This is a genomic window from Pseudomonas sp. ef1, from assembly GCF_007293365.2.
Classification (GTDB): domain Bacteria; phylum Pseudomonadota; class Gammaproteobacteria; order Pseudomonadales; family Pseudomonadaceae; genus Aquipseudomonas; species Aquipseudomonas siliginis.
The window spans coordinates 1,266,395-1,290,496 of record NZ_CM129815.1 but is presented as its reverse complement, the minus strand read 5'-3'; the positions used below and the strand labels follow the sequence as shown (position 1 = coordinate 1,290,496).

27 protein-coding genes, 2 tRNA genes and 1 pseudogene are annotated in these 24,102 nt (G+C 59.5%); 21 read left to right on the top strand and 9 right to left on the bottom strand.

The genetic code is table 11. The features are described from left to right. The first annotated feature begins 33 nt into the window (after positions 1-33). The 12 genes from FEE99_RS06025 to FEE99_RS05970 all read left to right on the top strand — a co-directional run bounded on the left by FEE99_RS06025 (position 34) and on the right by FEE99_RS05970 (position 11,506). Positions 34-109 (top strand) — tRNA-Phe (locus FEE99_RS06025). A 404-nt stretch (positions 110-513) separates the two neighbouring features. Continuing rightward, positions 514-1,488, top strand: coding sequence for a 2,3-diaminopropionate biosynthesis protein SbnA (gene sbnA, locus FEE99_RS06020; protein WP_041477522.1), 975 nt, complete (start codon positions 514-516; stop codon positions 1,486-1,488). Between the two features lie 5 nt (positions 1,489-1,493). Then, positions 1,494-2,525 (top strand): 2,3-diaminopropionate biosynthesis protein SbnB, encoded by a 1,032-nt coding sequence (sbnB, locus tag FEE99_RS06015; RefSeq protein ID WP_041477521.1) that lies wholly within the window; start codon positions 1,494-1,496, stop codon positions 2,523-2,525. Further along, entirely contained in the window at positions 2,519-4,300 is a 1,782-nt protein-coding gene (locus FEE99_RS06010; RefSeq protein WP_041477520.1) for an FAD/NAD(P)-binding protein, read from the top strand. Before sbnB ends, FEE99_RS06010 begins: the two co-directional genes overlap by 7 nt. Further along, entirely contained in the window at positions 4,297-4,911 is a 615-nt protein-coding gene (locus FEE99_RS06005) for a glutathione S-transferase family protein (RefSeq protein ID WP_041477519.1), read from the top strand. Before FEE99_RS06010 ends, FEE99_RS06005 begins: the two co-directional genes overlap by 4 nt. A gap of 15 nt (positions 4,912-4,926) precedes the next feature. After that, entirely contained in the window at positions 4,927-6,351 is a 1,425-nt protein-coding gene (locus FEE99_RS06000; protein ID WP_041477518.1) for an L-lactate permease, read from the top strand. A gap of 27 nt (positions 6,352-6,378) precedes the next feature. After that, a complete protein-coding gene (locus tag FEE99_RS05995) occupies positions 6,379-7,857 on the top strand; it encodes an aminotransferase-like domain-containing protein (RefSeq protein ID WP_041477517.1) in 1,479 nt (492 codons plus the stop codon). A 22-nt stretch (positions 7,858-7,879) separates the two neighbouring features. Then, positions 7,880-8,224, top strand: a complete 345-nt coding sequence (locus FEE99_RS05990) for a hypothetical protein (RefSeq protein ID WP_041477516.1) — start codon at positions 7,880-7,882, stop codon at positions 8,222-8,224. A 279-nt stretch (positions 8,225-8,503) separates the two neighbouring features. Continuing rightward, entirely contained in the window at positions 8,504-9,562 is a 1,059-nt protein-coding gene (locus FEE99_RS05985) for a PDDEXK nuclease domain-containing protein (protein WP_041477515.1), read from the top strand. A 106-nt stretch (positions 9,563-9,668) separates the two neighbouring features. Continuing rightward, a complete protein-coding gene (locus FEE99_RS05980) occupies positions 9,669-10,604 on the top strand; it encodes an alpha/beta hydrolase family protein (protein ID WP_237143805.1) in 936 nt (311 codons plus the stop codon). Between the two features lie 29 nt (positions 10,605-10,633). Further along, positions 10,634-11,047: a hypothetical protein gene (locus FEE99_RS05975; RefSeq protein WP_016772137.1), complete on the top strand. Its 414-nt coding sequence runs from the start codon at positions 10,634-10,636 to the stop codon at positions 11,045-11,047. 6 nt (positions 11,048-11,053) lie between these two features. After that, positions 11,054-11,506, top strand: coding sequence for a hypothetical protein (locus FEE99_RS05970; RefSeq protein ID WP_041477513.1), 453 nt, complete (start codon positions 11,054-11,056; stop codon positions 11,504-11,506). A 71-nt stretch (positions 11,507-11,577) separates the two neighbouring features. Here FEE99_RS05970 and gabP read toward each other — a convergent pair whose 3' ends face one another. Next, on the bottom strand, positions 11,578-12,969 hold the full coding sequence (gabP, locus tag FEE99_RS05965) for a GABA permease (protein ID WP_016772141.1): 1,392 nt from the start codon (positions 12,967-12,969) through the stop codon (positions 11,578-11,580). A 543-nt stretch (positions 12,970-13,512) separates the two neighbouring features. On the opposite strand from gabP, the gene FEE99_RS05960 reads away from it, so the two are divergent. The 6 genes from FEE99_RS05960 (at position 13,513) to FEE99_RS05935 (ending at position 18,232) form a co-directional block, all read left to right on the top strand. Beyond that, the gene (locus tag FEE99_RS05960) at positions 13,513-14,286 is read left to right on the top strand and encodes an ABC transporter ATP-binding protein (protein ID WP_024011209.1); all 774 of its coding nucleotides are present in this window, start codon (positions 13,513-13,515) and stop codon (positions 14,284-14,286) included. Positions 14,287-14,299: 13 nt separating this feature from the next. After that, a complete protein-coding gene (locus tag FEE99_RS05955; RefSeq protein WP_041477512.1) occupies positions 14,300-15,052 on the top strand; it encodes an ABC transporter substrate-binding protein in 753 nt (250 codons plus the stop codon). A gap of 77 nt (positions 15,053-15,129) precedes the next feature. Further along, positions 15,130-15,825 carry an ABC transporter permease gene (locus tag FEE99_RS05950; protein WP_041477511.1) on the top strand — a complete coding sequence of 232 codons (696 nt, stop codon included), beginning with the start codon at positions 15,130-15,132 and terminating at the stop codon, positions 15,823-15,825. Then, entirely contained in the window at positions 15,822-16,511 is a 690-nt protein-coding gene (locus tag FEE99_RS05945; RefSeq protein ID WP_016772145.1) for an ABC transporter permease, read from the top strand. The genes FEE99_RS05950 and FEE99_RS05945 overlap by 4 nt, the downstream gene beginning before the upstream one ends. Then, positions 16,492-17,727, top strand: a complete 1,236-nt coding sequence (locus FEE99_RS05940) for a methyltransferase (protein ID WP_041477510.1) — start codon at positions 16,492-16,494, stop codon at positions 17,725-17,727. The genes FEE99_RS05945 and FEE99_RS05940 overlap by 20 nt, the downstream gene beginning before the upstream one ends. 429 nt (positions 17,728-18,156) lie before the next feature. Further along, positions 18,157-18,232: transfer RNA gene (locus FEE99_RS05935), tRNA-Thr, on the top strand. Positions 18,233-18,317: 85 nt separating this feature from the next. Here the strand turns inward: FEE99_RS05935 and FEE99_RS05930 are convergent. After that, positions 18,318-18,419: pseudogene (locus tag FEE99_RS05930) on the bottom strand (helix-turn-helix domain-containing protein); the annotation flags it as partial. Between FEE99_RS05930 and FEE99_RS05925 the strand changes: the two are divergent. Next, positions 18,388-18,483, top strand: coding sequence for a DUF3077 domain-containing protein (locus FEE99_RS05925; RefSeq protein WP_353188696.1), 96 nt, complete (start codon positions 18,388-18,390; stop codon positions 18,481-18,483). The pseudogene FEE99_RS05930 and the gene FEE99_RS05925 overlap by 32 nt on opposite strands. Before the next feature lie 333 nt (positions 18,484-18,816). Continuing rightward, positions 18,817-19,611 (top strand): lipopolysaccharide biosynthesis protein, encoded by a 795-nt coding sequence (locus FEE99_RS05920; RefSeq protein ID WP_052392142.1) that lies wholly within the window; start codon positions 18,817-18,819, stop codon positions 19,609-19,611. On the opposite strand, the gene FEE99_RS05915 is transcribed toward FEE99_RS05920, so the two are convergent. From FEE99_RS05915 to FEE99_RS05900, 4 genes are all read right to left on the bottom strand, one after another. Next, positions 19,602-20,282: an RES family NAD+ phosphorylase gene (locus FEE99_RS05915; protein ID WP_041477508.1), complete on the bottom strand. Its 681-nt coding sequence runs from the start codon at positions 20,280-20,282 to the stop codon at positions 19,602-19,604. The genes FEE99_RS05920 and FEE99_RS05915 overlap by 10 nt on opposite strands. Next, the gene (locus FEE99_RS05910) at positions 20,279-20,686 is read right to left on the bottom strand and encodes an MbcA/ParS/Xre antitoxin family protein (RefSeq protein ID WP_041477507.1); all 408 of its coding nucleotides are present in this window, start codon (positions 20,684-20,686) and stop codon (positions 20,279-20,281) included. Before FEE99_RS05910 ends, FEE99_RS05915 begins: the two co-directional genes overlap by 4 nt. A gap of 137 nt (positions 20,687-20,823) precedes the next feature. Continuing rightward, positions 20,824-21,138 carry a type II toxin-antitoxin system YafQ family toxin gene (locus FEE99_RS05905; RefSeq protein ID WP_041477506.1) on the bottom strand — a complete coding sequence of 105 codons (315 nt, stop codon included), beginning with the start codon at positions 21,136-21,138 and terminating at the stop codon, positions 20,824-20,826. After that, positions 21,104-21,394 (bottom strand): type II toxin-antitoxin system RelB/DinJ family antitoxin, encoded by a 291-nt coding sequence (locus FEE99_RS05900; protein ID WP_041477505.1) that lies wholly within the window; start codon positions 21,392-21,394, stop codon positions 21,104-21,106. The genes FEE99_RS05905 and FEE99_RS05900 overlap by 35 nt, the downstream gene beginning before the upstream one ends. Before the next feature lie 468 nt (positions 21,395-21,862). Between FEE99_RS05900 and FEE99_RS05895 the strand changes: the two genes are divergently transcribed. Next, positions 21,863-22,789: a LysR family transcriptional regulator gene (locus tag FEE99_RS05895; RefSeq protein ID WP_041477504.1), complete on the top strand. Its 927-nt coding sequence runs from the start codon at positions 21,863-21,865 to the stop codon at positions 22,787-22,789. Here the strand turns inward: FEE99_RS05895 and FEE99_RS05890 are convergent. The 3 genes from FEE99_RS05890 to FEE99_RS05880 are packed head-to-tail and all read right to left on the bottom strand — an operon-like array spanning position 22,706 to position 24,092. Then, a complete protein-coding gene (locus FEE99_RS05890) occupies positions 22,706-23,023 on the bottom strand; it encodes an AzlD domain-containing protein (protein WP_041477503.1) in 318 nt (105 codons plus the stop codon). The genes FEE99_RS05895 and FEE99_RS05890 overlap by 84 nt on opposite strands. Beyond that, positions 23,002-23,718: an AzlC family ABC transporter permease gene (locus FEE99_RS05885; protein ID WP_016772152.1), complete on the bottom strand. Its 717-nt coding sequence runs from the start codon at positions 23,716-23,718 to the stop codon at positions 23,002-23,004. Before FEE99_RS05885 ends, FEE99_RS05890 begins: the two co-directional genes overlap by 22 nt. After that, positions 23,715-24,092, bottom strand: a complete 378-nt coding sequence (locus FEE99_RS05880; RefSeq protein ID WP_008080517.1) for a GNAT family N-acetyltransferase — start codon at positions 24,090-24,092, stop codon at positions 23,715-23,717. The genes FEE99_RS05885 and FEE99_RS05880 overlap by 4 nt, the downstream gene beginning before the upstream one ends. Between the last annotated feature and the right edge of the window lie 10 nt (positions 24,093-24,102).

The following is a 24,102-nucleotide window of genomic DNA, read 5'->3' as shown; positions in this document are numbered from 1 at the left end:
TAAATCCGAAAAACCCTTTTAATGCGCCCCGTTGCCCAGATAGCTCAGTCGGTAGAGCAGGGGATTGAAAATCCCCGTGTCGGCGGTTCGATTCCGTCTCTGGGCACCAAATACCGAAAACCCTGAATCGCAAGATTCAGGGTTTTTTTATGCCTGCGATTTGATTCCCCTCCCCTCGTCCCCTTCGATACACCCGGATTCCAGCTGTACTGGAAAAAACCGGAAATCTGTATCTCTCCGCGCAGATGGCGTTTCGCCAATACTTCAAGCAAGCCTTGGCGAGCCAATGACTGGCTCTACTTTGCGCCCCGCAACACTCTGGACTCCTGTAGCCCTCAGAGCGCAAAACCCTGATTTTTTGAATCGATCGGCGTCGCCCGCAAGGTCACTTCCTGTCCAGCAAAAAAATCTGAAACCCAACCCACAGGCGAACTGCAGTTACTGCTTTTCAAACATTCCAGGATGAATGCTGGCGCCCCCGTGCGCCCGGCAAAAGAGCGAAACGGACGACGTATGATCAAGCAACTCATCAATGAAGACAGTTATGTGCAGATCGGCGATCTTTGCAGCGCAACGATCCAGCTGAAAATCGAAGGACTGAATCCCGCGGGCTCCATCAAGCTGAAGACCGCGCACGCGCTGATCACTGATCTTGAAGTCCGCGGACTGATCAACCACAAGACGCGCCTCATCGAATCCTCATCGGGGAATCTGGGCGTTGCGCTGGCCATGGTCTGCGCCGCCAAGGGCTACAAGTTCGTTTGCGTAATCGACCCGAATATTTCCGCGCCGAACCGCAAGCTGATTCAAGCCCTTGGCGCGCAAATGCTCATGGTCGATCAGCGTGACGAGAACGGCGGTTACCTGAATTCGCGGATTCGCCTGATCGAACAACTGGTCGCTGACAACGCCGACTACATCTGGCTCAACCAGTACAAGAATCCGACCAACCCCCTCGCCCACTATCAAGCGACTGCCAGGTCCATCGCGCGCAAGTTTCCCCAGGTGGATTACCTGTTCGTCGGCGCGGGAACCACCGGCACGCTGATGGGCTGCAAGAACTACTTCGCCGAACATCATCCGCAGACCAAAGTCATTGCCGTCGATACCGTCGGCTCGGTGACGTTCGGCCTGCCGGGCGGCACGCGCCATATCCCGGGGCTCGGCACCAGCCGCCTGCCGGAGATATTCGAGTCGTCGGGCATTCACGACTTCCTGTCGATTCCCGAGGAACAGACGATCAAGGTCTGCCGTTGGCTGGCGCAACGCTACGGCCTGCTCTTCGGCGGCTCCACCGGCACTGTGCTCGCCGGCATCCGCCAGTGGGCGCCGCGTATCCGGCCCGACGATGTCGTGGTGGCGATCTCCCCGGACATGGGTGAGCGCTATCTCGAAACCATCTACTCCGACGACTGGGTCACCCAGCGGATCGGCGCAACCGCACTGCAGCCCCTTTTCCCTGAAATCGCTCTGGCACTCTCGGCGTAATCCTCATGACCACACAGAATCCGATCCAGCCGTTCCACGTCATCCCCGGCGCTGTCGTCAAAGACATCCTCAACGGGCTGCGGCATGCAACCATCGACATGGTGGCGCAGACCTACCTGACCCACGAGCGTGGCGAAACCGTTAACCCCGACAGTTACTTTTTGCGTTTCCCTGCGCAACCGGCGAACCGGATCATTGCGCTGCCGGCGGCCATCGTCGACAGCGAGGGCGATCAATCCGTCTCCGGGATCAAGTGGATTGCCAGTTATCCCGACAACATCAAGTCAGGCATTCCGCGCGCATCTGCCGTGCTGATTCTCAACGACCCGCAGACCGGTTATCCCTACGCCCTGCTCGAAGGGGCACTGATCAGTGCCGTGCGCACGGCAGCGTCGGCAGTCTTGGGTGCCTGGTGGCTGAATGGCCAGAACCGCCACGCGGCGACACTTTCGATCATTGGTGGCGGGGTAATCTCAAGAAATATCCTCGAGACTTTCGTCGCGGACGACTGGTCCTTCGACAGCGTGGGCATTCACGATCTCAACGCCGAATCGGCGCAAGCCCTCGCGGAATTTGGCGAACAACTGGGCCTGCCGGATGTACGCCTGCTGTCGCTCGAAGACGCACTGACTGCCGACATCGTGGTGTTCGCCACCAGCGCGGGCGAGCCCTACGTAAAAGGCCAGGGCACGTTCCGCCCGGGGCAGATTGTTCTGAACATCTCGCTGCGGGATATCGGCGCCGAAATCATCGAGGAAAGTTACAACTACTTCGACGACATCACCCATTGCCTGAAGGCCAATACCTCACCGCATCTGGCCGAGCAGCAATACGGCCATCGCGACTTTGTCACCGGCACAGTGGCGCAGCTGATTCGCGGTGACCTGCATGTCGCCCAAGACAAACCGCTGATCTATTCGCCATTCGGCATGGGCATTCTCGATCTCGCGATTGGCCGGATGATCCACGACATTGCGGTGGCGGCCGGTACGGCAATTGCCATCCCGTCATTTTTTGGCGAGGAGCGCAGATGGTGAAGGCGCCTGTGCACATTGGACTGGTCGGCTGCGGTTCGCGCGGAATGTCGGTATTCGAGCGCCTGTTGAGCCGCACCGAGGAACGCCCGCAACAACCGGTCGTCATCGACATCTTCGAGCCCAACGTGCTCGGCAGCGGCGCGCACTGGCCCGATCAACCGGACTACCTGTTGCTCAACACCGTCGCCGGTCAGCTCGGGGTATTTCCCGACGCAGCAGCGTTCGGTGATCTGACCGACGCCCGGGAACGACCAGGGCCGGACTTTCTCGCGTGGTGCCGAGCACGGCGCGTCAAGGTTGACCCCGACAGCGGCCTGCTCGCCGCCGACGGTCGCGACGTCGAGCCGGAGGATTTTCTGCCACGGCACCTGCTCGGCGCTTATCTGGCCGACGCCTTCACGCGGATCCTCGCTACCGCACCCGCCTGGGTCACGGTCAATCTGCATCGGCATCAGGTCACGGCGGTCGAGCGCAACGAGAATCAGCAATACCTTCTGCTGACCGCCGACGGCGCTGCGGTGACGGTGGATCGTCTGGTGCTGACCGTCGGCCACACCGGGCGCCTGCGCCTGGCGGGGCAGAACCGGGTCGATAACGTCTATCCGCTGCCCGGCAGCCTCACCACCGTCGAGCCCGGCGAAACGGTGTTGATCGAAGGGTTGGGCCTGGGCGCCATGGACACCCTGGCGGCGCTGACGGCTGGCAGAGGCGGGATCTACAAACCCATGGCCGATGGCAGTCACACTTACCAGCCTTCGGGTCAGGAGCCGGTGATCTTCATTCAGTCGCGGGACGGGCTGCCGTTTCGCACGCGTCCCAATGGCTTGGTCGGCTGCCCCCGCCATAGCGCCGTGCTGCTGACGAGCGAGCGCATCGAGTCGTTGCGGCTCAACGCGCACAACCGCCGACTGGATTTCGAACGGGACATTCTGCCGCTGATGCTGCTGGAGATGCGTGCCGCTGCGGTCGCCGTTCTGCATAAACCTTCAGCGCCGCAACAGCTGCTTGAGCAGCTCAGAACCGTCAGCGTTGCCGGCCCTGCCGGTGTGGCCGCTTGTGAAGCCTTGCTGCGCGAGTTCGAAGCGATTGCCGGCGCTATCAGTCCGCTGGAGCTGATCAGCCACAAACTGCCCGACAGCGTCACGCCTTACAACTATCACGCATGGATTTACGACACCCTCGAAGCCGACTTGCATGAAGCACGTCTGGGACGCGGCGCGTCGCCGATCAAAGCCGCCATCGAAGTCTGGCGTGACTTGCGTGATCGGCTGCGTGAGGCGGTCGATTTCGACGGGCTCACCGAAGATTCGCATCGGCAGTTCTATGGCCGCTGGCACAAGGCGATCAACCGTCTGGTCGCCGGCCCGCAGAAGGAGCGCCACGCCGATCTGCTCGCGCTGTGTGATGCCGGCCTGCTGACCTTCCTCAAGCCCGGCTCACGCCCGGCTATCGAACACTTCAAGCGAGTCGCAGGTTACGTGCAGAGCAGCGGCGTCACCCACAGCGACTGCGCACCTGTGCGCGACCTCGCGCGCCTGGGCCTTGTGCGTCCACGCACCGATGTGCCGGGCATCGACGGCATCGATGTCGACGCGGCGTCCAACCCCAAGTCGAACAGCGGCGAAGCGGTGCGTGACATCTGGGTGCTGGGACCGCTCGCCGAAGGTTCTTGCTATTACAACCACTACGTCACCTCGGCGGGCGCACCTTCGCGGCTGTTCATGGACGCCCATCGAGTCGCCACCGCCATCCTTGAGACAGGAACTCGCGCATGAAACTCTACTATCAGACGCATTCGCCGTACGCCCGCAAGGTGTTGGTGCTGGCTCACGAACTTGGCATCGCATCGAGCCTTGAGGTGATACATCACGAGACGAGCCCGACTTCACCGAACGCGACCATTTACCAGGCCAACCCCTTGGGTAAAGTGCCGGTGCTGATGCTGCCCGACGACACCGCACTGTTCGATTCCATCGTGATTTGCGAATACCTCGATGACCTGAGCAACGGCCGTAAATTCATTCCGGCAAGCGGCCCCGAGCGCTACAAGGCGCTGCGCCTGCAGGCATTGGCGCAGGGCATGTGCGACGTCGGCATCAAGCTGCGCTGGGAAGTCGAGCGGCGCCCCGAGGCTTTGCGCTATCCGGCGTACGCGGACGGCCAGGCCTACAAACTCAAGGAGGCGTATCGCTTCATCGAAGAACACGTCGACCTCAATGGCCCGATCACCATCGGCCACATCGCCTTGGCGACCGCGCTGGACTGGATCGCTTTCCGTCAACTCTCGGACTTCTCGGCGCAAGCACGCCTGAGCGAGTGGTATCAGACGTTCTGCCAGCGCGCGTCCATGCGGGCGACCGAGTACAGCGGACAGACGCACGATTAAGCCAAGGAAACTGCTATGAGTTCTCTCTTGCTGCAAATGTCACCGATCGCGCTGGTGATCGCGCTGATCCTGATCCTCCGGCGTCCGCCGGTACAGGCCGCGCTGGCCGGTGTGGTGCTGGTGCTGGTGCTGTGGGCACTGGGCGCTGCCGGGCCGGTGTCGGCGGCCATCTCCTCGGCGATTTTTCAGGACACCACGATCCTGTTTCTCAGCACCGCGTGCGTAATCGTCCCGGGGCTGGCCTTCGTCATTCTGGTCGAGCGCGGCGGTGCACCGCAGGCCATCGGCGCGTGGGTCAAGGAACTCGGCTGGACACCCCCCGCGCAGGTGATTTTCATCGTGCTGGGGCTGGCGCCGCTGCTGGAAGCGATGACCGGCTTCGGCGTTTCCCTGATTGCCACGGTGCCGCTGCTGATGGGGCTTTTCACTCGCCAGTCGGGGATGAAAATCGCTCTCGCCGGCATGGTCATCATGCCGTGGGGCACGCTGGGTCTGGCAACGGTGATCGGTGCCCTGCTGGCACATTTGCCGGCGCAAACCCTCGGTAGCCATTCAGCGCTGATCAGCGCGCCGGTGTTCCTCTGCCTGGCGTCGCTGGCCTTGTGGCAGGCCGGCATCCGCAGGATTACTCCGTGGCTGGGGCTGATCGTCGTGACCGCCCTGTTCGTTGCCGTGCTGTATTGCGTCAACCTGTGGGTCGGCCCGGAAGTTTCCGGTGTGCTGGCCGGGCTGGCCGTGGCTTGCGTCGGCCTGGGCATCTCCTGGGCGCAACGGAAAAAACTGGTGCGCTGGCCGAGCGCGGCATGGCCTTATCTGGCCTTGCTGGGAGTGATTGTGGCGTCGCGCGGATTGTTCGTGCTGTCGGGTTGGGATGGCCTGTGGGTCATCAGGGGCGAACACGTTTCATGGAAGCCATTGGCGTCTCCAGGGCTGGCGCTGCTGATCGTGACCGTGCTGATGGCGTTCAGGCAAACAGCAGGCGCCGGATTTCCTTGGCAAGCGCTGTTGAACCGGGCGAAGTTTCCGGTCACGACAATCTTCCTGTTCCTGCTGCTCTCCCAGGTGATGGTCAACGCCGGATTCCTTGTCGAGGCGCAAAGCGCGTTGCAATCCATGTCGGGTATTTCGCTGGCGCCGACGATCGCCCTGCTGGCAGGGATTGCCGGCTATGTCACCGGCTCCAACGTCGGCGGCAACACGCTGGTGATGCCGTCCATTGCCGCGCTGAGCAGCGAACACGGGGCGTGGCTGGCGGCAATGGTCAACAGCGCCGCCGGCCATGGCGCACTTGGCTCGCTGTCGATCCTGTCATTGATCACCGGACTTGCCGGGGCCAACCGCCAGGAAGAAAACAGCCTGATCCGCTTCGCCTTCGGTCTGGTGGCGCTGAACATCGTCATAGTTGCTGCAACGGGGATCGTTTTGCTCTACTTTCTGTGAATTGTTTCGAATCATCACAGAGAACTTATGGACAGGTTTGATTTGCCGGACAAGCGCTGGCGGATAGTCAAGGACTGGATTATTCGCCAGATCGACAGCGGTGACCTGGCGGCCGAAGCGAAACTGCCGTCAATCCGCGTTCTGGCGCGGATGTTCGAGACCAGCATCACCACGGTGCAGCGGGCGCTGGCCGATCTCGAGGCCGACGCCTACGTCTCGACGGTGCCGCGCGTCGGCTACTTCGTCTCGGCATCAGGGCGGGCAAAACCGTCCGGCGCTTTCGACTTTTCCAGTGTCACCGTCAACGTCAATCATGCGGTGGTTGCGATGCTCTCCGAAGCGGCCTCGCGCACCACCGCATCGCTGAATTCGGCTGTCCTGCACAGCGATCTCACGCCCAACGTGCTGCTCAACAAATGCCTCTCGGTGCTGGCCGCCAAGACTGACAACACGCTGAGCGGCCTGGTCGCGCCACCCGGCCTTCCCGCGCTGCGAAGGCGTATTGCCGGCCTGATGCTGACTCGCGGAGTGGTATGCGGGCCGGACGACATTCTGGTGACATCGGGCGACACCATCGCTCTCGAACTGGCCCTGGAAGCCGTCGCGTCGAAAGGCGCTACAGTCGCCATCGAAACCCCGACCTATTACGGCATCCTGCAGACCATCGAACGCCTGGGCATGCGCGCCCTGCCGATCCGCACCCACGGGCGTACGGGCCTGGATGTCGATCATCTGGAAGAAGCGCTGAAGCAAAAAAAGGTCGCGGTGATTTTTCTCAACCCGACGCTGCAGAATCCGCGTGGCTTCATCATGCCCGACGAAGCGCGCGCGCGACTTTCCAGGATCGCCCGGGAAGCGGATGTGCCGATCATCGAAGACGACATCTTCTTCGACCTGGTGCCCGAAGCTGATCGGCCGCGCGCCCTCAAGAGCTACGACAGCAGCGGCCAGACGATCTACTGCTCGTCCTTTTCCAAAACCATCGCGCCGGGTTATCGCGTCGGCTGGTGTCTGGCCGGCAAATACCGCAATGCCATCCTCGCGCAGATGTTTTCGCGCAACCTGGCCGTTTCCAGCCTTGCGCAAAACGTCCTCAATGAATTTATCGGCCGTGGCTACATGGACGAACACTGCGCCAGATTGAGATCGCAACTATCCTCGCTGGCGAGTTTTGTCGAAGCACTGGTGCGCACGGATTTCCCGCTCGGGACCGTCTATGTGCCACCGCGCGGCGGCTTCATCCACTGGGTCGAAATGCCGGCACACACCGACATGTCTGCGCTGCAGCAACTGGCCACGGAGCGCGGTTGCCACGTGGCTGGCAGCGGCATCTTTTTCGCCGACGGCCAGGCTTCCACAGGCGTGCGCATTTGCCTCGGCACTACGCTGACCCCGGCGGTGATCGGCATTCTCAAGGTGATCGCCGAATGCGCCCACCTTGCCGCACGCCCGACGAGCCCGCGGCAGATGCCGACTGAACAACTTCAAGAGCTGGCAGTTTCCTGACCGGCTTGCGCGAGCCTCGCTTATGAATCAGAAAAGAACCCGTATTCGCTTGCCGCATCCCCCGCCGTATCGCCCGAGCCGCTGGACGTTCTGGCTTACCGTGCTCGCTGGCGTGCTGATTGCCTTAGCCGTGTGTCTTTCGATCTACATGCTTATCGAAAGCTGGGTCAGCGGTTCCATCACCACCAACAATCGCGGACCGCGCAGCACCTACACCTTGGCACTGCAACCTCGGCGATACTGGTTCGAGTTCATGTGGCAGAGCTTCTGGACCGCGTTCATGTTGGCCATCGGTGTGTTCGGGCTGTGGATTTATCGCAAAGGACGGATGCGTGAGCAGAGGTCGAAGGGCAAGCGCTCGCGATGATGCAACTGGGGCGCTTTTTTGAAGCAGCCTCTTGCCTGCCTGTTCTTTCATTCCAGCGCAACACCAGATCGCTCACCGCAGCGCTGCCAACTCTGCGGCGATTGACTGGGCAAAAGTACGAAATGGACTACGGACATTTACCCCGTTGCGCGCCTTCCGGTGGCAATGTCCCGCAACGCCTGTCCCACCCTTCCTTCCGAACTCGCAGGTTCGCCCGACATACCTGCGCCGCCTTCCCCGGCATGCTTGCGTCTCTGTTTCCAGAATGCGGAAGACCCGATGAGCCAGCTCAAACCTGCTGATACGCAAGACCATAAAATCGATTCACTGCTGGGCGAACCGGGCGAGCTGATTCGCCAGGCGCGGCAAAAAGTGCTACGCGCGGTCGATACGATTCAGGTGCAGACTTGTTGGCAAATCGGCCGGCACATCGTCGAGTTCGAACAGAAAGGCGCTCAGCGAGCGGGTTATGGCCAGCAGTTGCTCGCGCTGCTGGCGAAGGATCTAACGGGGCAATTCGGGAAGGGATTTGATGAGCGCAATCTGCGATATATGCGTAGCTTTTATCAGTCTTTTCCAATTTGGAACGCAGTGCGTTCCGAATTGAGCTGGACCCACTACCGCCGCCTGCTACGCGTCGAGAACGAGAAAGCGCGCCTGTGGTACATGAACGAATGCGCCGACCTCAACTGGTCAAGCCGCGCCCTTGATCGTCAGATCCTGACGCTCTACTACGAGCGCCTGCTGATGAGTCAGGACAAAGCCGAGGTAGTCGAGGAAGCCACGACCAACATCGACGCGATGAAATGCAATCCGCGGGAATTCATTCGCGACCCGGTCATGCTCGAATTTCTCGGTCTGCCCTCGGCAGGCAAAGTCAGGGAAAGCGGACTCGAACAAGCCCTCATCGATCACTTGCAAAGCTTTCTGCTTGAACTTGGCAAAGGCTTTTCCTTTGTCGCCCGCCAACAACGCATCAGCACTGACGGCGTCGACCTCTATATCGATCTGGTGTTCTACAACTACCTGCTCAAGTGCTTCGTGATCATCGACCTGAAACGCGGCAAGCTCAGCGCCCGCGATGTCGGGCAGATGGACATGTATGTGCGCATGTACGACGAGCTCAAGCGCAGCGAAGGTGACAAGCCAACCGTCGGTATCATTCTCAGCGCGGAAAGCAATGACTCGGTGGCGCGCTATTCCATGCTCAAAGGCAATGAGCAACTGTTCGCCAGCAGCTACAAGACGATACTGCCGAGCGAAGAAGAGTTACGTGCTGAACTCAACCGCGAACAGGCGTTGATCGAAGAACGCATGCTCATTCAATCCAGTGAATGAACCGGCCGGATTGTTCTTGATCAGCGCGGCGACTATGGTTGGCACCTAACCGCCGAGGTCAAGCGCCATAGGCAGCAAGCCCCCATTCGAGTTGGAAGACGCAGAGTTGAGCCAACCAGTTTTGACTGCAGCTGAAGGCACGTCCTTCAAGGAAACTGCCGACGACGGCTACGCACTCGGCGGCTTCACCTGGCGCCATAGTTCGCCCGATCCACAGCGCCCGGTGGTCATCATCAACGCCGCCACCTCCGTGCGCTGTCGCCACTACTCACGGTTCGCGGCCTATCTGTTCTGCCACGGCTTCGACGTGATGACCTACGACTATCGGGGCATCGGCGAATCGCGCGGCGAGTCGATCAAAGGGCTGCGTGCCTCGTGGAGCGACTGGGGCGCGCTGGATTTCGAAGCGATGCTCAAACGGGCGCAGCGGGAGTTTCCCGGTCAGCCAATCGATGTGGTCGCCCATAGTTTCGGCGGCTGCGCGGCGGGCTTGGCGGAGTCGGGCAAGGTGATCCGACGGTTGGTAACCGTCGGTGCGCAGTTCGCTTATTGGCGCGATTATGCTTCCGAACAGCGCTGGCGGATGTTCGGCAAGTGGCATGTGATCATGCCTTTGATGACGCTGCTCTGCGGCTATTTTCCAGGCAAGCGGATCGGCTGGCTGGAGGACACGCCAACCGGCGTAGTCTGCGACTGGAACACACCCACTGCACGGTACGAGGATCGTCCAAGCGGTCGGGTGCTGATGAAAAAGGCGGGCGCCCTGCCCTTCGATGGCGTCCGCGCGCAGACCCTCGCCATCAGCCTCAGCGATGATCCTTACGGAACGATCCCGGCGATCGAACGCCTGCTCGGCTACTTCAGCTACGCGGCAAAAACCCATCTGCGCATTGCGCCGCAGGACATCGGCGAACGACAAGTCGGACATTTCGGCTTTTTTCGCAGCGCATACCAAGCCACACTATGGCCCATTGCTCTGACCTGGCTGCAGACCGGCGCACTGGCCGCCGATACACCCGGCCGACAAGTGCCACGCAGCTGAGCCCCTCTCAACGCACGACGGAACACATCATGGCCTCCGCCAACAAGCAGCAAAAACGCGCCACCCGGGCCAAAGCCAAGGCCAAGCAGAACCGCACCAAGCGCGCCGAAGCGCCGGTCGAGCTGGACCCGAACGACGACCGCATCGACTTCGAATCGGTGGACCTGACCGAGCTGTTCAAGAAAATGATCGACGCCGAGAAGATCAGCCAACAGGCCATGTGCACCGCGTTCCTTGAAGATCCGCTGCTGGAACTGGTCTATGAGCAGGAAGGTGAGGAAGGCGCGATGGATTTCATCCTCGCCGCGTTGATCGAGTATCGCCAGTGGTCGCAGGAAACCGACGAGGCCGGCGCGCTGGCGTGGATCGAATCCCCAGCCTTCCAGGCTGACTATGTAGCGGCATCCGACGCGATCGCTGCACAAACCCAACAGAAGAACTGAGCTCCCATGGCATCCCTGAACAAGCAACAGAAACGCGCCAAACGCGCCAAGGCCAAAGCCAAGCAGATCCGCATGGTCGGGCGCAAACCGCTGGATCAGGACGAAGACCTCGGCCACCTCGCCGAGCCGATCCCGGAATACACCCTGGCGATGTTCAGCAAAATGCGCGACGCCGAAGCCGTCAGCCGCAACGAAATGCTGCTGACCCTGCTGCGCGAACTGGCCTTCATCATCGTCGACCATCCTGAACTGCTCGACATGGAAAACGCCGACAACGAAGGCATGGCCGCCACGCACCTGGCCGCCGACATGCTCATCGACTACCGCATGTGGGCCGACGGCATGACCATCGAACAAGCCCAGGCCTGGCTGAGCGAGCCGCAGTTCATTACGGATTTCGGGGTGGCGCTGGATGCTTATGGGAAGTCGGTAGAGACCCAGGAAGACAAGAGCGAATAAGCCCTTCTCAGAAACAAAAACGGCCGCTAGTCATCCCTGACAGCGGCCGTTTTTACATCACGCGTTACGACTCAGTTCAACACCACCGCACCACGCTTCTCCAGCTTGCGACGGCGCGACACCAGCAGACCAGCGGCTACCACCATCAGGCTCAGCAGGCCCGTGGCAAGGATTTCCACGCGGTGGGCTTCCTGGAACAGCATGATGGTCAGCGCGGCGACAATGAAGATGATCACCGCCCAGGTCAGCCCCGGGAACAGCCACATGCTGAAGACGATTTTCTCGCCGCGCGCCATGCGCTGTTTCCGCATGCGCAGTTGCGAGAAGGCGATCACCAGATACACCAGCAGCGCGATGGCGCCGGAGCTGGCGAGGAGGAATTCGAACACCGCGGCCGGAGCCACATAGTTGGCGAAGGTGCAGAGGAACGCTGCGCCGGTGGACAGCATCACCGCCCAGTAAGGCGTGCCGCTCTTGTTGGTGCGGGTCGACATGGCCGGGGCATCGCCGCGCTTGCCGAGGGAGAACAGCATGCGCGACGAGGTGTACAGCGCCGAGTTCAGGCAACTGGTCACCGCGACCAGTACGACGATGTCGACGATCATCTTGGCGTTGGGAATGCCCATGCGCTCAAGTACGGTCTGATAGGAGCCGAGGTTGGCCAAGGTAGGATCGTTCCACGGCACCAGCGCAACCACGATGAAAATCGACACCAGATAGAACAGGCCGATCCGCCAGATCACCGAGTTGGTCGCCTTGGAAATCTGCTTGCCAGGATCTTTCGACTCCGCCGCCGCGATGGTGACGATTTCGGTACCCATGAACGAGAACATGGTGGTCAGGATCGCGCCCAGCACAGCACCCATGCCATTGGGCAGAAAGCCGCCGCTGTCGAACAGGTGCGAAACGCCACTGACCTGGCTGGTCGGCAGGAAGCCGAAAATCGCTGCAAGGCCGAGGCCGATGAAGCCGATGATCGCAAGCACCTTGATCAGGGCGAACCAGAACTCGAACTCACCGTAATTCTTCACGCTGAACAGGTTGGTCACGGTCAGCAGCATGGTGATGACCAGAGCGAAAGCCCAAATGTCGACACCCGGGAACCACGCATGCAGGATGGTCGCGGCGGCGTTGGCTTCCAGCGGAATCACCAACACCCAGAACCACCAGTAGAGCCAGCCGATGGTGAATCCGGCCCAGTGACCGATCGCGCGATCAGCGTAAGTCGAGAACGAACCGGTGTCCGGCGAAGCCACGGCCATCTCGCCGAGCATGCGCATCACCAGCACCACCAGAGTACCGGCAGCGGCGTAGGCCAGCAGCACGGCCGGGCCGGCGGCAGCGATGGCGTGGCCGGAGCCGACGAACAGACCGGCGCCGATCACACCGGCGATCGACAACATGGTCACATGACGCGGTTTGAGCCCCTGTTCGAGGCCAGTGGAGCTTGGGGTACTGCTCATAGAGACTACCTTTGCAAGGAAAGCGAGTGCGTCCGGCGCGTCTGTAAATTCTTTCTCGTAAAAAGAATCCAACGGCCTGTTCCTTATTCTGCACGCAATATTTGCGCCAAAATGTTTCAAGTCCTTGAGGGCCGGGGGCTCCGGCATCCGATGCAAGTCCTTGAGTTTAATGGCTATTCGCCAGAACGTTACCCGGCGACTCACTTTCCAGACGAATCCGCGCACCAGAAACACACAGAAAAAGTGTGCGGCGCACAGAAAAAGGGCGAATAAGGAACGTTCGGCCGGATAGCGCTTCCAACACCCCGCCAAAGCTGGCAACATCGCGCCTTTTTTTACGCGGCACCCACGGGTTTGCACGATCAAACACCCGTTCGGTTGTTGATGGGGCGACAGTCTGCTGCGCCGATGCGACAACCCGCCACATGCCACCCGTTTACCGCTCGTAGCGCTGTTGGCTGCCATTGAAACGCTATGCTAGCTTGGCCGCCTCGCCAGGAAGGCCCGCCAACAGCAGGAGCGCAACATATATGAGGAACGCACATGGCTGAGGCCACGCCCGCGCTTGAAATCCGCAACTTGCACAAACGCTACGGACAGCTGGAGGTGCTCAAAGGCATCTCGCTGACCGCCCGCGACGGCGACGTGATCTCGATCCTCGGCTCTTCCGGTTCCGGCAAGTCCACGTTCCTGCGCTGCATCAACCTGTTGGAAAACCCGCATCAGGGCCAGATCCTGGTGGCCGGTGAAGAACTCAAGCTCAAAGCCGCGAAGAACGGCGAACTGGTCGCCGCTGACGGCAAACAGATCAACCGCCTGCGCTCGGAGATTGGTTTTGTATTTCAAAACTTTAATCTGTGGCCGCACATGAGCGTGCTCGACAACGTCATCGAGGCCCCGCGCCGCGTGCTCGGCCAGAGCAAGGCCGAGGCCATCGAAGTCGCCGAAGCGTTGCTGGCCAAGGTCGGCATCGCCGACAAGCGCCACGCCTACCCGGCGCAATTGTCCGGTGGCCAGCAGCAACGCGCAGCGATTGCGCGCACGCTGGCGATGCAGCCGAAGGTGATCCTGTTCGACGAACCCACCTCCGCCCTTGACCCGGAAATGGTTCAGGAAGTACTTAGTGTCATCCGCGCATTGGCCGAAGAAGGCCGCACCATGCTGCTCGTGACCCACGAAATGGGCTTCGCCCGCCAGGTCTCCAGCGAAGTGGTGTTCCTTCATCAGGGCCTTATAGAAGAGCAAGGATCGCCACAGCAGGTGTTCGATAACCCGCTTTCGGCGCGCTGCAAACAATTCATGTCCAGCAACCGCTAACGGAGCAACATGCATGCAGAATTTCAAAAAGGTCTTCCTGGCCGCCGCCGTCACCCTCGCGTTCAGCGCCGGTGCCATGGCTGAAACCCTGAAGATGGGCATCGAAGCGGCCTACCCGCCGTTCAACAATAAAGACGCGAGCGGCCAGGTGGTCGGCTTCGACAAGGAAATCGGCGACGCCCTGTGCGCGAAGATGAAAGCCGAATGCTCCGTCGTCACCTCTGACTGGGACGGCATCATTCCGGCGCTGAACGCGAAGAAGTTCGACTTCCTGATTTCCTCGCTGTCGATCACCGAAGAGCGCAAAGCCGCGGTGGACTTTACCGACCCGTACTACTCGAACAAATTGCAGTTCATCGCGCCGAAAAACGTCGACTTCAAAACCGACAAGGACTCGCTCAAGGGCAAGACCATCGGCACCCAGCGCGCAACGCTGGCCGGCACCTGGCTGGAAGACACCTACGGTGACGACATCAAGGTCAGCCTCTACGACACCCAGGAAAACGCTTACCTCGACCTGACCTCCGGTCGTGTCGACGCGATCCTCGCCGACAAGTACGCCAACTATGACTGGCTGAAAACCGAAGCCGGCAAGAACTACGAGTTCAAGGGCGACCCGGTGGTGGAAAGCGACAAGATCGGTATCGCCGTGCGCAAGGGTGACAACGAACTGCGCAACAAGCTGAACGCCGCACTGAAGGAAATCGTCGCTGACGGTACCTACAAGAAAATCAACGACAAGTACTTCCCGTTCAGCATCTATTGATCTGACCTGTGGGACCGGCGCCGTGATCAAGCGGCGCCGGCTCCCGACTTTGCCTGCCGCAATTTGAACAGAAACCCATGATTATCGACCTCTACGGATTCGGCCCGGCGCTCGCCGCTGGTGCGCTGATGACCGTCCAACTGGCCCTCACCGCCCTGTGCCTGGGCCTGGTGCTCGGCCTGCTCGGCGCCTTGGCCAAGACTTCCCCGTACAAGCCGCTGCAATGGCTTGGCGGTACCTACTCGACACTGGTGCGCGGCGTCCCGGAATTGCTCTGGGTGCTGTTGATCTACTTCGGTACGGTCAACCTGATGCGCGCCCTCGGTGAGTACTTCGGCAACCCCGACCTGCAACTCAACGCCTTTGCCGCTGGTGTGATCGCACTGGGCCTGTGCTTCGGCGCCTACGCCACGGAAGTGTTTCGCGGCGCCCTGCTGGCCATTCCCAAGGGCCACCGTGAAGCCGGCCAGGCCCTGGGCCTGTCGAAGTGGCGGATTTTCACCCGGTTGATCATGCCGCAGATGTGGCGCATCGCCCTGCCGGGCCTGGGCAACCTGTTCATGATCCTGATGAAAGACACCGCGCTGGTATCGGTCATCGGTCTGGAAGAAATCATGCGTCACGCGCAGATCGGTGTGACCGTGTCAAAACAACCGTTCACCTTCTATATGGTCGCGGCGATCATGTACCTCGGCCTGACAGTGCTGGCGATGACCGGCATGCACTTCCTGGAAAAACGCGCCGCCCGCGGCTTTGCGAGGAGCGCGCAATGAACTGGGAAGTCATCATCAAGTGGCTGCCAAAACTGGCACAGGGCGCGACCCTGACGCTGGAACTGGTCGCCATCGCGGTCATTGCCGGCCTGCTGCTCGCCATTCCGTTGGGCATCGCCCGCTCTTCGAAGCGCTGGTACGTGCGCTCGCTGCCTTACGCCTACATCTTCTTTTTCCGGGGCACCCCGCTGCTGGTGCAGCTGTTCCTGGTCTATTACGGCCTGGCGCAGTTCGACGCCGTACGTGAAAGCGCGTTGTGGCCCTACCTGCGCGATCCGTTCTGGTGCGCGACCGTGACCATGACCTTGCACACGGCGGCGTACATCGCCGAGATTCTGCGCGGTGCGATTCAGGCGATTCCACCGGGCGAGATCGAAGCCGCGCGAGCGTTGGGCATGTCCAGACCGAAAGCGATGTTCTACATCATCCTCCCGCGTGCTGCGCGCATCGGCCTGCCGGCCTACAGCAACGAAGTGATCCTGATGCTCAAGGCCAGCGCCCTGGCCAGCACCGTGACCCTGCTGGAACTGACCGGCATGGCCCGCACGATCATTGCCCGCACTTATCTGCCGGTGGAGATCTTCTTCGCCGCCGGTGTGTTCTACCTGGTCATGGCTTACGTGCTGGTTCGCGGCTTCAAGCTGCTGGAACGCTGGCTGCGCGTCGATGCCTGCCAAGGCCGCTGATACTTCCCACGTGCTGACGGACGAGGCCCTACTCGCCCGCTTCACCGCGCTGGATGCTTATTTGATTGAGCATCAGGCGCTGTGGAAACCTCGACCGTTCACTCACCTACAACTTCCATGGGAAGCGTCCTACCCGGAGTTGTCTGCGTGGCTACGCGGGCGGTCGCTGGAAGATGCAGAACGCGCGCATAACCATCCTGCTGATCTTGTCGATGGGCCAGAGCCGTTCGCTTCATTGGCGAAGTTGTCGGCAGAGTTGAGTGCGGTCGGTGAGTTTTCGGGGCATGCGCTTGAGGCTGCCGGGCATCGTTTGAATGTCGATGTGCCCGGGCGCAAGTGGCAGCAGATTGAAGCGTTTGCCAGTCGTTTGTCTTTCGCTTCGCAGCCGACGCATTGGTTGGACTGGTGTTCGGGCAAGGGACATTTGGGCCGGCGCTTACTGGGGTCGGGACAACAACTGACTTGTGTTGAATACGATCCGCTATTGGTCGCCAGCGGTCAGTCACTGAGTCAGCGTCATCACTTGCACGCCCTGCATGTCGAACAGGATGTACTCGCGGCAGACGCCCCGGTCGTATTGAACGCCGCCCACACCCCCGTCGCCCTCCACGCCTGCGGTGATCTGCACGTGCGCTTGATGCATTTGGCCAGTGCTGCCGGCTGCCAGCAAATGGCGATCGCACCGTGCTGTTACAACCGCATCAGTCGTAACGAATACCAGGCCTCGTCCTGCGCAGGATCGGCATCGCTTCTACAGCTCTCGCTGGAAGATCTGTCGCTGCCGATGAGCGAAACCGTCACCGCCGGTGCGCGCGTCCGGCGCCAGCGTGACACCTCGATGGCTCGTCGCCTGGCTTTCGACCTGCTGCAACGGCAAGTGCGCGGCGTCGATGAATACCTGCCAACGCCCTCCCTGCCCAGCGCCTGGCTGGACAAACCGTTCGCTGCTTACTGTCGCGATCTGGCTGTGCTCAAAGAGTTATCCACAGTCGGCGAGCCAGATTGGCCCGAACTCGAAGCAGCCGGTTGGCAGCGGTTGGCCGAAGTTCGCAATCTCGAATTGCTGCGCGGTTTGTTCCGGCGACCATTGGAGCTCTGGCTGAATCTGGATCGGGCGCTTTTCCTCGCGGAACAGGGATACGTCGTACGCCTCGGCACCTTTTGCGATACCTCTCTCACACCGCGTAACTTACTGCTGCTCGCCGAGCGCGCCTAAAACGTTACGACCTGTGGATAACTCTGTTGATGGATTTGCTGTGGATCCAATATCTGCGCCTGTTTGGTCGCTTTAACAACACTGGTCATTTTTTGTTCACATGAATAAAAAACCTGTAAAACAGGGATTTGCGAACAAGATGAGAATGGGTTCACAACACCTCGCATAAGCCAGTATCCGCGCCCCTCAGTTGTGCATAAGCTGCCAATCAAAACGACATAACCGGCGAATATTGGGCTTGCCGAGTGAATAACTGCAGGGTCCCGAAAGCCCAAACTCAACTGTACGCCCTGCATAAATGCCTTACTGCGCTTGAGGTACAAAAGCTGCGCATTAATTTGCGCAGGGCCTGATTTTTCCGGAATGCAAAAATAGTCTGAATTCAGGGGTTTACAGGATCTACCCAATCGCTATAATCGTCGCCCACACGCCGGTATAGCTCAGTTGGTAGAGCAACTGACTTGTAATCAGTAGGTCCCGGGTTCGACTCCTGGTGCCGGCACCATACAAAACAAAGCCCCTGCAGAAATGCAGGGGCTTTGTTGTTTCTGAGTCAGCCAAGACGTCCAAAATGGGGATCGGGCAGGATGTAAATCCCGCAACGCCTCAGGATGCTGACTTGCGACCCGCAAGAGAGTCTGCGCTGCACCCGTCGGCTGCCTGTGCCCCTGTTCCCAATCCTGCAAAGTCCGCGCTTATGCCTCGCAGTATCTGCACGAGCTAAGCAAGGCATTGATCGATGATGTGGTGAAGTAATGGATTCGCCACCAGAAAGGCATTGATGCAAACCGCCATTCGAAGCCCTCGTTGATGCGAGGGCTTTTTGCATTTCAGGCCTGCCGAAAACATGCCGGCCTTCCTCAAGATCCCTTGATGCGCGGACATATCCGACTTCCCTCCTGCATCTATCCAGACAACCCGCCAGCCACTGGAGCGTTCTTGGCCAACGCATCGGCCGCCCCGCAGCCAATTGGGAACTAACGCCGAGCGCAACACTCCCTTACAAAGCGCGGCGCTGTGGAAGAGTCATCCCGCTTCATCACGTCAGCACAACGGACTGAATGCATGACATGGACCAAGAGACCATCGATGAACTCAACATCAGAAACGCCAAACGGCTCCGCACGTTCGCAAATCAGGGACTTTTCTGACTGTCGAAACATTGCTCAAGGCGCTGTATTCATTATCGCGTCGGGCAACTCCGCGAAGGACTTTCCCATTGAACAGTTTGCCGACATCCCGATGATCACGGTGAACGGCGCGATATCCATGTTCATGGGAACAGGCATAAAGCCGTTCTTCTACGCATGCACCGATACCAGTTTTTCGCTACAACAACCTGAACTGTTTGCCTATGCGATGCGCACTAGTCAGCGTGTAGCTGTGTGGGCTAACCAGGCTCAGGAACTGATTGTTGAACCGACAGGTGATCTCTATTTGCTCAAGAAAGCGCCCAAACCAACCTTGACTGAATGGCTACTGCGCGACAACCAGGATCTGGTACGTAGTCGCGCTGTTCTGGGTAGCCGAAACCGCAGTATCGGATTCAGCAAAAACCTGGCCCATGGTTTTTTTGATGCCCGCACAGTCTTGTATCTCGCACTCCAACTTGCCTATCACGCAGGCTTTTCAAAGGTGATTTTGGTGGGAGCGGATATGAACCAGTCCGCGGGGCGCTTTTACGAGACTGATGGAAGCTCAATCTCGCCGTGCGGTCTGGACCAGCATTTTCATTCCAGAATTCTTCCATCTCTGAAACTCATGTCCGACAAAGTCATCGACAGTAAATTTGCCGTTTACAACTTGTCGCCCTCTTCGCGAATTCCATCCAGCGTCATTCCCGTCACAACGCTCGACAAAGTCAAAGCGATAATTCAGACCTGACTGATCTCGAACACAAACGAGATCCTGCCCTCACTCGCGCTCCAGACATAGCGCAAATGCTTGCCCTGCTTCGGAATCGAAACCGCAGGCGGACGGAACGCTGCAACGCATTCATGCCCAGGCAACCTCACGCTGTTATAGAGCAAGCCCCACGACTCGGCATCGCGCAGTTGCCGCGCGAACAGCTGTGATGGGCCATAGGCTTCAGGATCAGGCTGATGCAAGTGATCAAAGCCATGGCGGACATCATGCAGCGGTTTGGTCACCTGATTGATATAGGTACGCATGGTCAATTCGAGATCGGCTTCCCGGGTCGCGGCAAGAAAGCGTTCCTGGTGAAAACATGTTTCAGCGATGGCCGCAGCCTGGCTGCTGGCGGCGTAATAGACGCCGAAGGTGCCGTCACTGAAACGGCTGCGTTTGCCGACGTGAGTGAACGCAGCCATCACCGGGCTGGAACCGGGGCCGGACAGGCGATCTTCGGGACGTACGCGGGCAAGGACGCCGGCCTGTTCGATCAGGCGATCATTGGTCAGCGCTTCGATGGCGTAGGCAACTTCGAGGTCCTCGGGGTCGAGGACGTCTTCGAACAGCGCAATCGGCGGGAAGCTGCTGTTGACGATGCGATACGCCCGCGGCCATGGCACATCCACCGGCGCCGGCGCTTTCAACCGCGCACTCCGTCGAGGTAGCGGCGTACATCGGCGATATCGACCACCCGGCCCGCCAGCATGTAATCCAGCGCGGTTTTGCCATTGAACGGTGCCGCGTTGTTCGGGCTGCTGACCCACTTGTAGGCGCGCTCGCGACTATTGCTGAAGATGATGCTCAACGCCTTGTGAATACCCATCAGGTAAGAGATGCGCTCGAGGGTGTCATGGGGCAGGCGTATGTTTGGCAGGTGTTTGTATTTATAGAACGTGGTGTTGCCGACTCCTCCGAGCAGGGTGCGTTGTTGCTCGGCGCTACAGCCCCAATGCTCCATGAGGCTGAAGAAGAACTTCAGCGCAACCCGGCCGGCTTCGGGGGCGTCGAGTTGTTCGCGTGGGGTGAGAGCTGGGGATGAGGTAGGCATAGACGCCTCCTGATTTTTTGTCTTAGCTGAAGACTAGTACATACCTGTAATTTTTTAGCGTTTTGATACACAAATGAACGAATCGTAACAATCAAACGCTCAGAAGCCAGAGTTAAGCCGGCTTATGTTTTTCTGCGCTATTTAAACAGTTCTGAATGACTCCCTAAATCCACGAACGTGATCAGGTCTGGACGTGTGTTCTCGTAAACCATCAGAAAATCGCCACCGATATGACACTCGCGGAATCCAGACCAATCTCCAGTCAGCGCATGATCCAGATATTCTGCCGGTAACTGCTGCCCCAGGAACAACATTGCCATCACCTTCCGAACGTCGTTCATATCTCGCCTTCCGGCACGGTTATAACGATCCCAAGACTTCTTGAATTCAGAAGTCTGTGCACACTGTTTAGGCCGATCAGGGCGTTTTTGCGTTTTCTCCTGTTTCGCCATCAGCATTCCTTAGCATGTCGTCTATCGAGTCGAAACGCTGACGGATTTCTCGTGCTTCCATCATTGCGCGGGCCGTCTTCTCCGATGGAACTCGCACCTCGAAGGGAAGCCCCTGAGTAGCAACAACCTGTCGCAGAAAAAGTCGCATGGCGTCGCTAATGCTCAGCCCGCAAGCGTTCAAGACTTCAGTCGCACGCGCTTTCAAATCCTCATCAATGCGGCAGCGCACATCGGTAGTTTTCAGTAGTGCAGCCATTTCAATTACCTCATCGTGGTTTTGTAGCTACATCAGCGCTACCTCTGCATTGTGTTCGGAGTGATCTTCGTCGGTCAACGCGAAGTTGATAGGTGGTTATCTACCACCATGGCTCGCATGCCAGACATCCATTTCAACTCCTTTGACTGTCGGGCGCTATCAGCTGAATCGTTACTTTACCTGAGACCTATCTGCGTATGACGCAGGCAAAAAGCTAGGAAGATGTAAGCTGTTTCTCTTCGAAAAAAATCTCACCGCGCACCAAAACCACGCACTTTTTTGACCTTCATCACCCCCACCCCAGCAAAAACCCCGATCCTCTGTCAGCCTCCAGCCATCGGCGGGGAAATCAATTCGCTACTAAATCCGCGACAACTATGCTCAGGTGCAGGAATATAGCCGGCATATGGCGCCGTTTCGGTCGTTTCGTAAACAACAATACCCAGCCCACTTCAGAGGGCATTACCCATGGATAGCAGAACCTTACGCAACCTCATGCGCATCGTGCAGACCGGCTCGTTGTCGGCTGCAGCCGAGCATTCGTGCCTGACCGTGCAGGCGTTGGCCGCACAGTTGAACAAGGTCGAAGAGCAGTTCGGTTTCCGCTTGTTTCGCCGCTCCAACAAGGGCCTGACGCTGACGCCGCAAGGTACGGAGCTCACGCCTTACATCGACAAAGTGTTGATCGCCACGCGACAAATGGAAGAAAAGGTCGAGGCGCTGAAGGTGCCCGGGCAGCGCACGTTGAAGGTGGCGTTGAACAACACCCTGTCGCCTGATTTCAACCGACGCATGATCGGACGCCTGATTGAGGTGTTTCCCGATTACCAGATGGAATTCAGCTACGCCGAGTCGATGGAAAACCTCAGCAAGCTGAGGAACGAAGATTTCGACCTTGCCGTGCTGATCGGCCCGCAGCGGCCGGGGCTGCCGAGCATCGTGCTGCCCGAGGTGCAGGTGCAGGTGGTCGGTGCGCATTGCGGTCAGGAAAACGATCCGCTGACCTTGCTGGGCAACAAGTTTCAGGTGCGTCCTGCGGAAGATTGTCCGTATTCCCACAGCTTCTTGCGGTTTCTCGACGCCGGGCTGGGCAATCACGAGAACGGCCAGCGCATGGTCTATTCCTGCAGCGAAACCCTGACGCTGTCGTTGATCACGCAGATGGATGCGGTCGGCATGGTCTCGCGTGAAGCTGCGCAGAAGAACGGTCTGACGATTTTTCCCGGTTTCGAGGATTTCCTCGAAGTGCGCCTGGCAGTAAACAATCCGGAGCTGTCGCACCAGGCGCTGAACGACGTCGTTGATCTGCCGCTACATGAACGAGCCGAGCGCAATGTACGCAGCCGTCCCCACCGCCACACTGAGAAAGAGGTTTTTGCTGAAATACGCACATAGCAACGTCGGAATCGCAGCATAGAATTCCGGGCGATCGAGCTGGATCTGCCGATCCTTGATCAACAGGGGTGTGAGGCTGATCGCAGCGACGATCGCCACCGGCAGATATTCCAGCGCCCGCGCCACGAAGGGCGGCCAGTGGTCGGTGTTGATCTGCAGCGGCAAGGCGCGTGGCAGGAAGGTCACGGCCATCATCAGCACCACCACCAGAATCAGGAACGTTTGGTCAGGCATACACCCACTCCGCAGCCCACAAACGTGGCGATAAATACGTTGAAGGGCGAACTGCCGATCAGGCTCAGCGCCCCCATGCAGACCACGGCGGCAGCGGCGGCAATCAGTTTGTTGCGCGTGTTGCACAGCGAGACCAGCACGTAGAGCATCATCGCCGTGAGCGCGTAATCGAGCTGATATTTGATCAAGTGCGCCGCGTACTGCGCGCAGACCGCACCGAGCAAACCGCCGAGCACCCACGAGGTGTGGCAGAACAGGTTGAAGCCGATCAGGTAACGCACATTGACCGGTGCGCCCGTGCCAAGCTTGACGCTATGAAAGGCGAAGGATTCATCCGTCAGGCCACCGGCGTAAGCCCAACGCTCCATGCGGCTCAAGCCAAGGGCGCGCAGCGCCTTGGCCATGTACACCGACATCAGCATGTGCCGCGCATTGATCAGGAAAGTGGTCAGCACAATGGTGGTCAGCGATGCGCCGCTGGAGATCAGCGCCAGCGCAGCGAACTGCGAGGCGCCGGCATAGACAAACAAGCACATCGCTACTGGCAGCCACATCGGCAGACCGGCGTTGACCGCCATCAGCCCGAAAACAAACGACACGGTGAAATACCCGGCGACCACCGGGCTGGCTTCGGCAAACGTGCGCGACGGCTGATGAGTCGCCATCAGCGGCGCGCTGCCGGACCTTTCATTCATAGATCCCTCTCAAATGTCCGTTCGCCGTGAGGCTCGCAAAAACCCTGGGCAGTCCAGAATCGCTTGCCCGCGAGGTTAGCATCGTCGACGAACAGAAACATCCGCAGCACCCCGACCCGTTTCATGTCGGACGACGCTGCTTCGACCAGACGCTGGCCCACGCCCTGACTGCGGTAGCGCGGGCTCACGGCCAGATGGTTGATCGTGCCGCGACTGCCGAGCATGCCGCCGAGCACCGCGCCGACGATCTCGCCAGCCACATCGAACGCCAGATACGCCGTGGTGGTTTTCTGGATCAACACGCCGCGCAGGCATTTGGCGTCCTGCCATTCGCAGAACGACACTTCGTCGAACTGGCGGAAGAAGCGCTCCATGCGTTGCGCA

Bases quoted from the DNA above. Each gene is read 5' to 3' on its own strand.
- FEE99_RS06010 (WP_041477520.1), top strand. From the start codon at position 2,519: ATGGTGAAGGCGCCTGTGCACATTGGACTGGTCGGCTGCGGTTCGCGC.
- FEE99_RS05885 (WP_016772152.1), bottom strand. From the start codon at position 23,718: ATGAATGAAAGGTCCGGCAGCGCGCCGCTGATGGCGACTCATCAGCCG.
- FEE99_RS05905 (WP_041477506.1), bottom strand. From the start codon at position 21,138: ATGGCGAAACAGGAGAAAACGCAAAAACGCCCTGATCGGCCTAAACAG.
- FEE99_RS05910 (WP_041477507.1), bottom strand. From the start codon at position 20,686: ATGCCTACCTCATCCCCAGCTCTCACCCCACGCGAACAACTCGACGCC.
- FEE99_RS05920 (WP_052392142.1), top strand. From the start codon at position 18,817: ATGAACTCAACATCAGAAACGCCAAACGGCTCCGCACGTTCGCAAATC.
- FEE99_RS05995 (WP_041477517.1), top strand. From the start codon at position 6,379: ATGGACAGGTTTGATTTGCCGGACAAGCGCTGGCGGATAGTCAAGGAC.
- FEE99_RS05895 (WP_041477504.1), top strand. From the start codon at position 21,863: ATGGATAGCAGAACCTTACGCAACCTCATGCGCATCGTGCAGACCGGC.
- FEE99_RS05950 (WP_041477511.1), top strand. From the start codon at position 15,130: ATGATTATCGACCTCTACGGATTCGGCCCGGCGCTCGCCGCTGGTGCG.
- sbnB (WP_041477521.1), top strand. From the start codon at position 1,494: ATGACCACACAGAATCCGATCCAGCCGTTCCACGTCATCCCCGGCGCT.
- FEE99_RS05990 (WP_041477516.1), top strand. From the start codon at position 7,880: ATGAATCAGAAAAGAACCCGTATTCGCTTGCCGCATCCCCCGCCGTAT.
- FEE99_RS05955 (WP_041477512.1), top strand. From the start codon at position 14,300: ATGCAGAATTTCAAAAAGGTCTTCCTGGCCGCCGCCGTCACCCTCGCG.
- FEE99_RS06005 (WP_041477519.1), top strand. From the start codon at position 4,297: ATGAAACTCTACTATCAGACGCATTCGCCGTACGCCCGCAAGGTGTTG.
- gabP (WP_016772141.1), bottom strand. From the start codon at position 12,969: ATGAGCAGTACCCCAAGCTCCACTGGCCTCGAACAGGGGCTCAAACCG.
- FEE99_RS05970 (WP_041477513.1), top strand. From the start codon at position 11,054: ATGGCATCCCTGAACAAGCAACAGAAACGCGCCAAACGCGCCAAGGCC.
- FEE99_RS05945 (WP_016772145.1), top strand. From the start codon at position 15,822: ATGAACTGGGAAGTCATCATCAAGTGGCTGCCAAAACTGGCACAGGGC.
- FEE99_RS05900 (WP_041477505.1), bottom strand. From the start codon at position 21,394: ATGGCTGCACTACTGAAAACTACCGATGTGCGCTGCCGCATTGATGAG.
- FEE99_RS05890 (WP_041477503.1), bottom strand. From the start codon at position 23,023: ATGCCTGACCAAACGTTCCTGATTCTGGTGGTGGTGCTGATGATGGCC.
- FEE99_RS05960 (WP_024011209.1), top strand. From the start codon at position 13,513: ATGGCTGAGGCCACGCCCGCGCTTGAAATCCGCAACTTGCACAAACGC.
- FEE99_RS05985 (WP_041477515.1), top strand. From the start codon at position 8,504: ATGAGCCAGCTCAAACCTGCTGATACGCAAGACCATAAAATCGATTCA.
- FEE99_RS05880 (WP_008080517.1), bottom strand. From the start codon at position 24,092: ATGGAGCGCTTCTTCCGCCAGTTCGACGAAGTGTCGTTCTGCGAATGG.
- sbnA (WP_041477522.1), top strand. From the start codon at position 514: ATGATCAAGCAACTCATCAATGAAGACAGTTATGTGCAGATCGGCGAT.
- FEE99_RS06000 (WP_041477518.1), top strand. From the start codon at position 4,927: ATGAGTTCTCTCTTGCTGCAAATGTCACCGATCGCGCTGGTGATCGCG.
- FEE99_RS05940 (WP_041477510.1), top strand. From the start codon at position 16,492: ATGCCTGCCAAGGCCGCTGATACTTCCCACGTGCTGACGGACGAGGCC.
- FEE99_RS05975 (WP_016772137.1), top strand. From the start codon at position 10,634: ATGGCCTCCGCCAACAAGCAGCAAAAACGCGCCACCCGGGCCAAAGCC.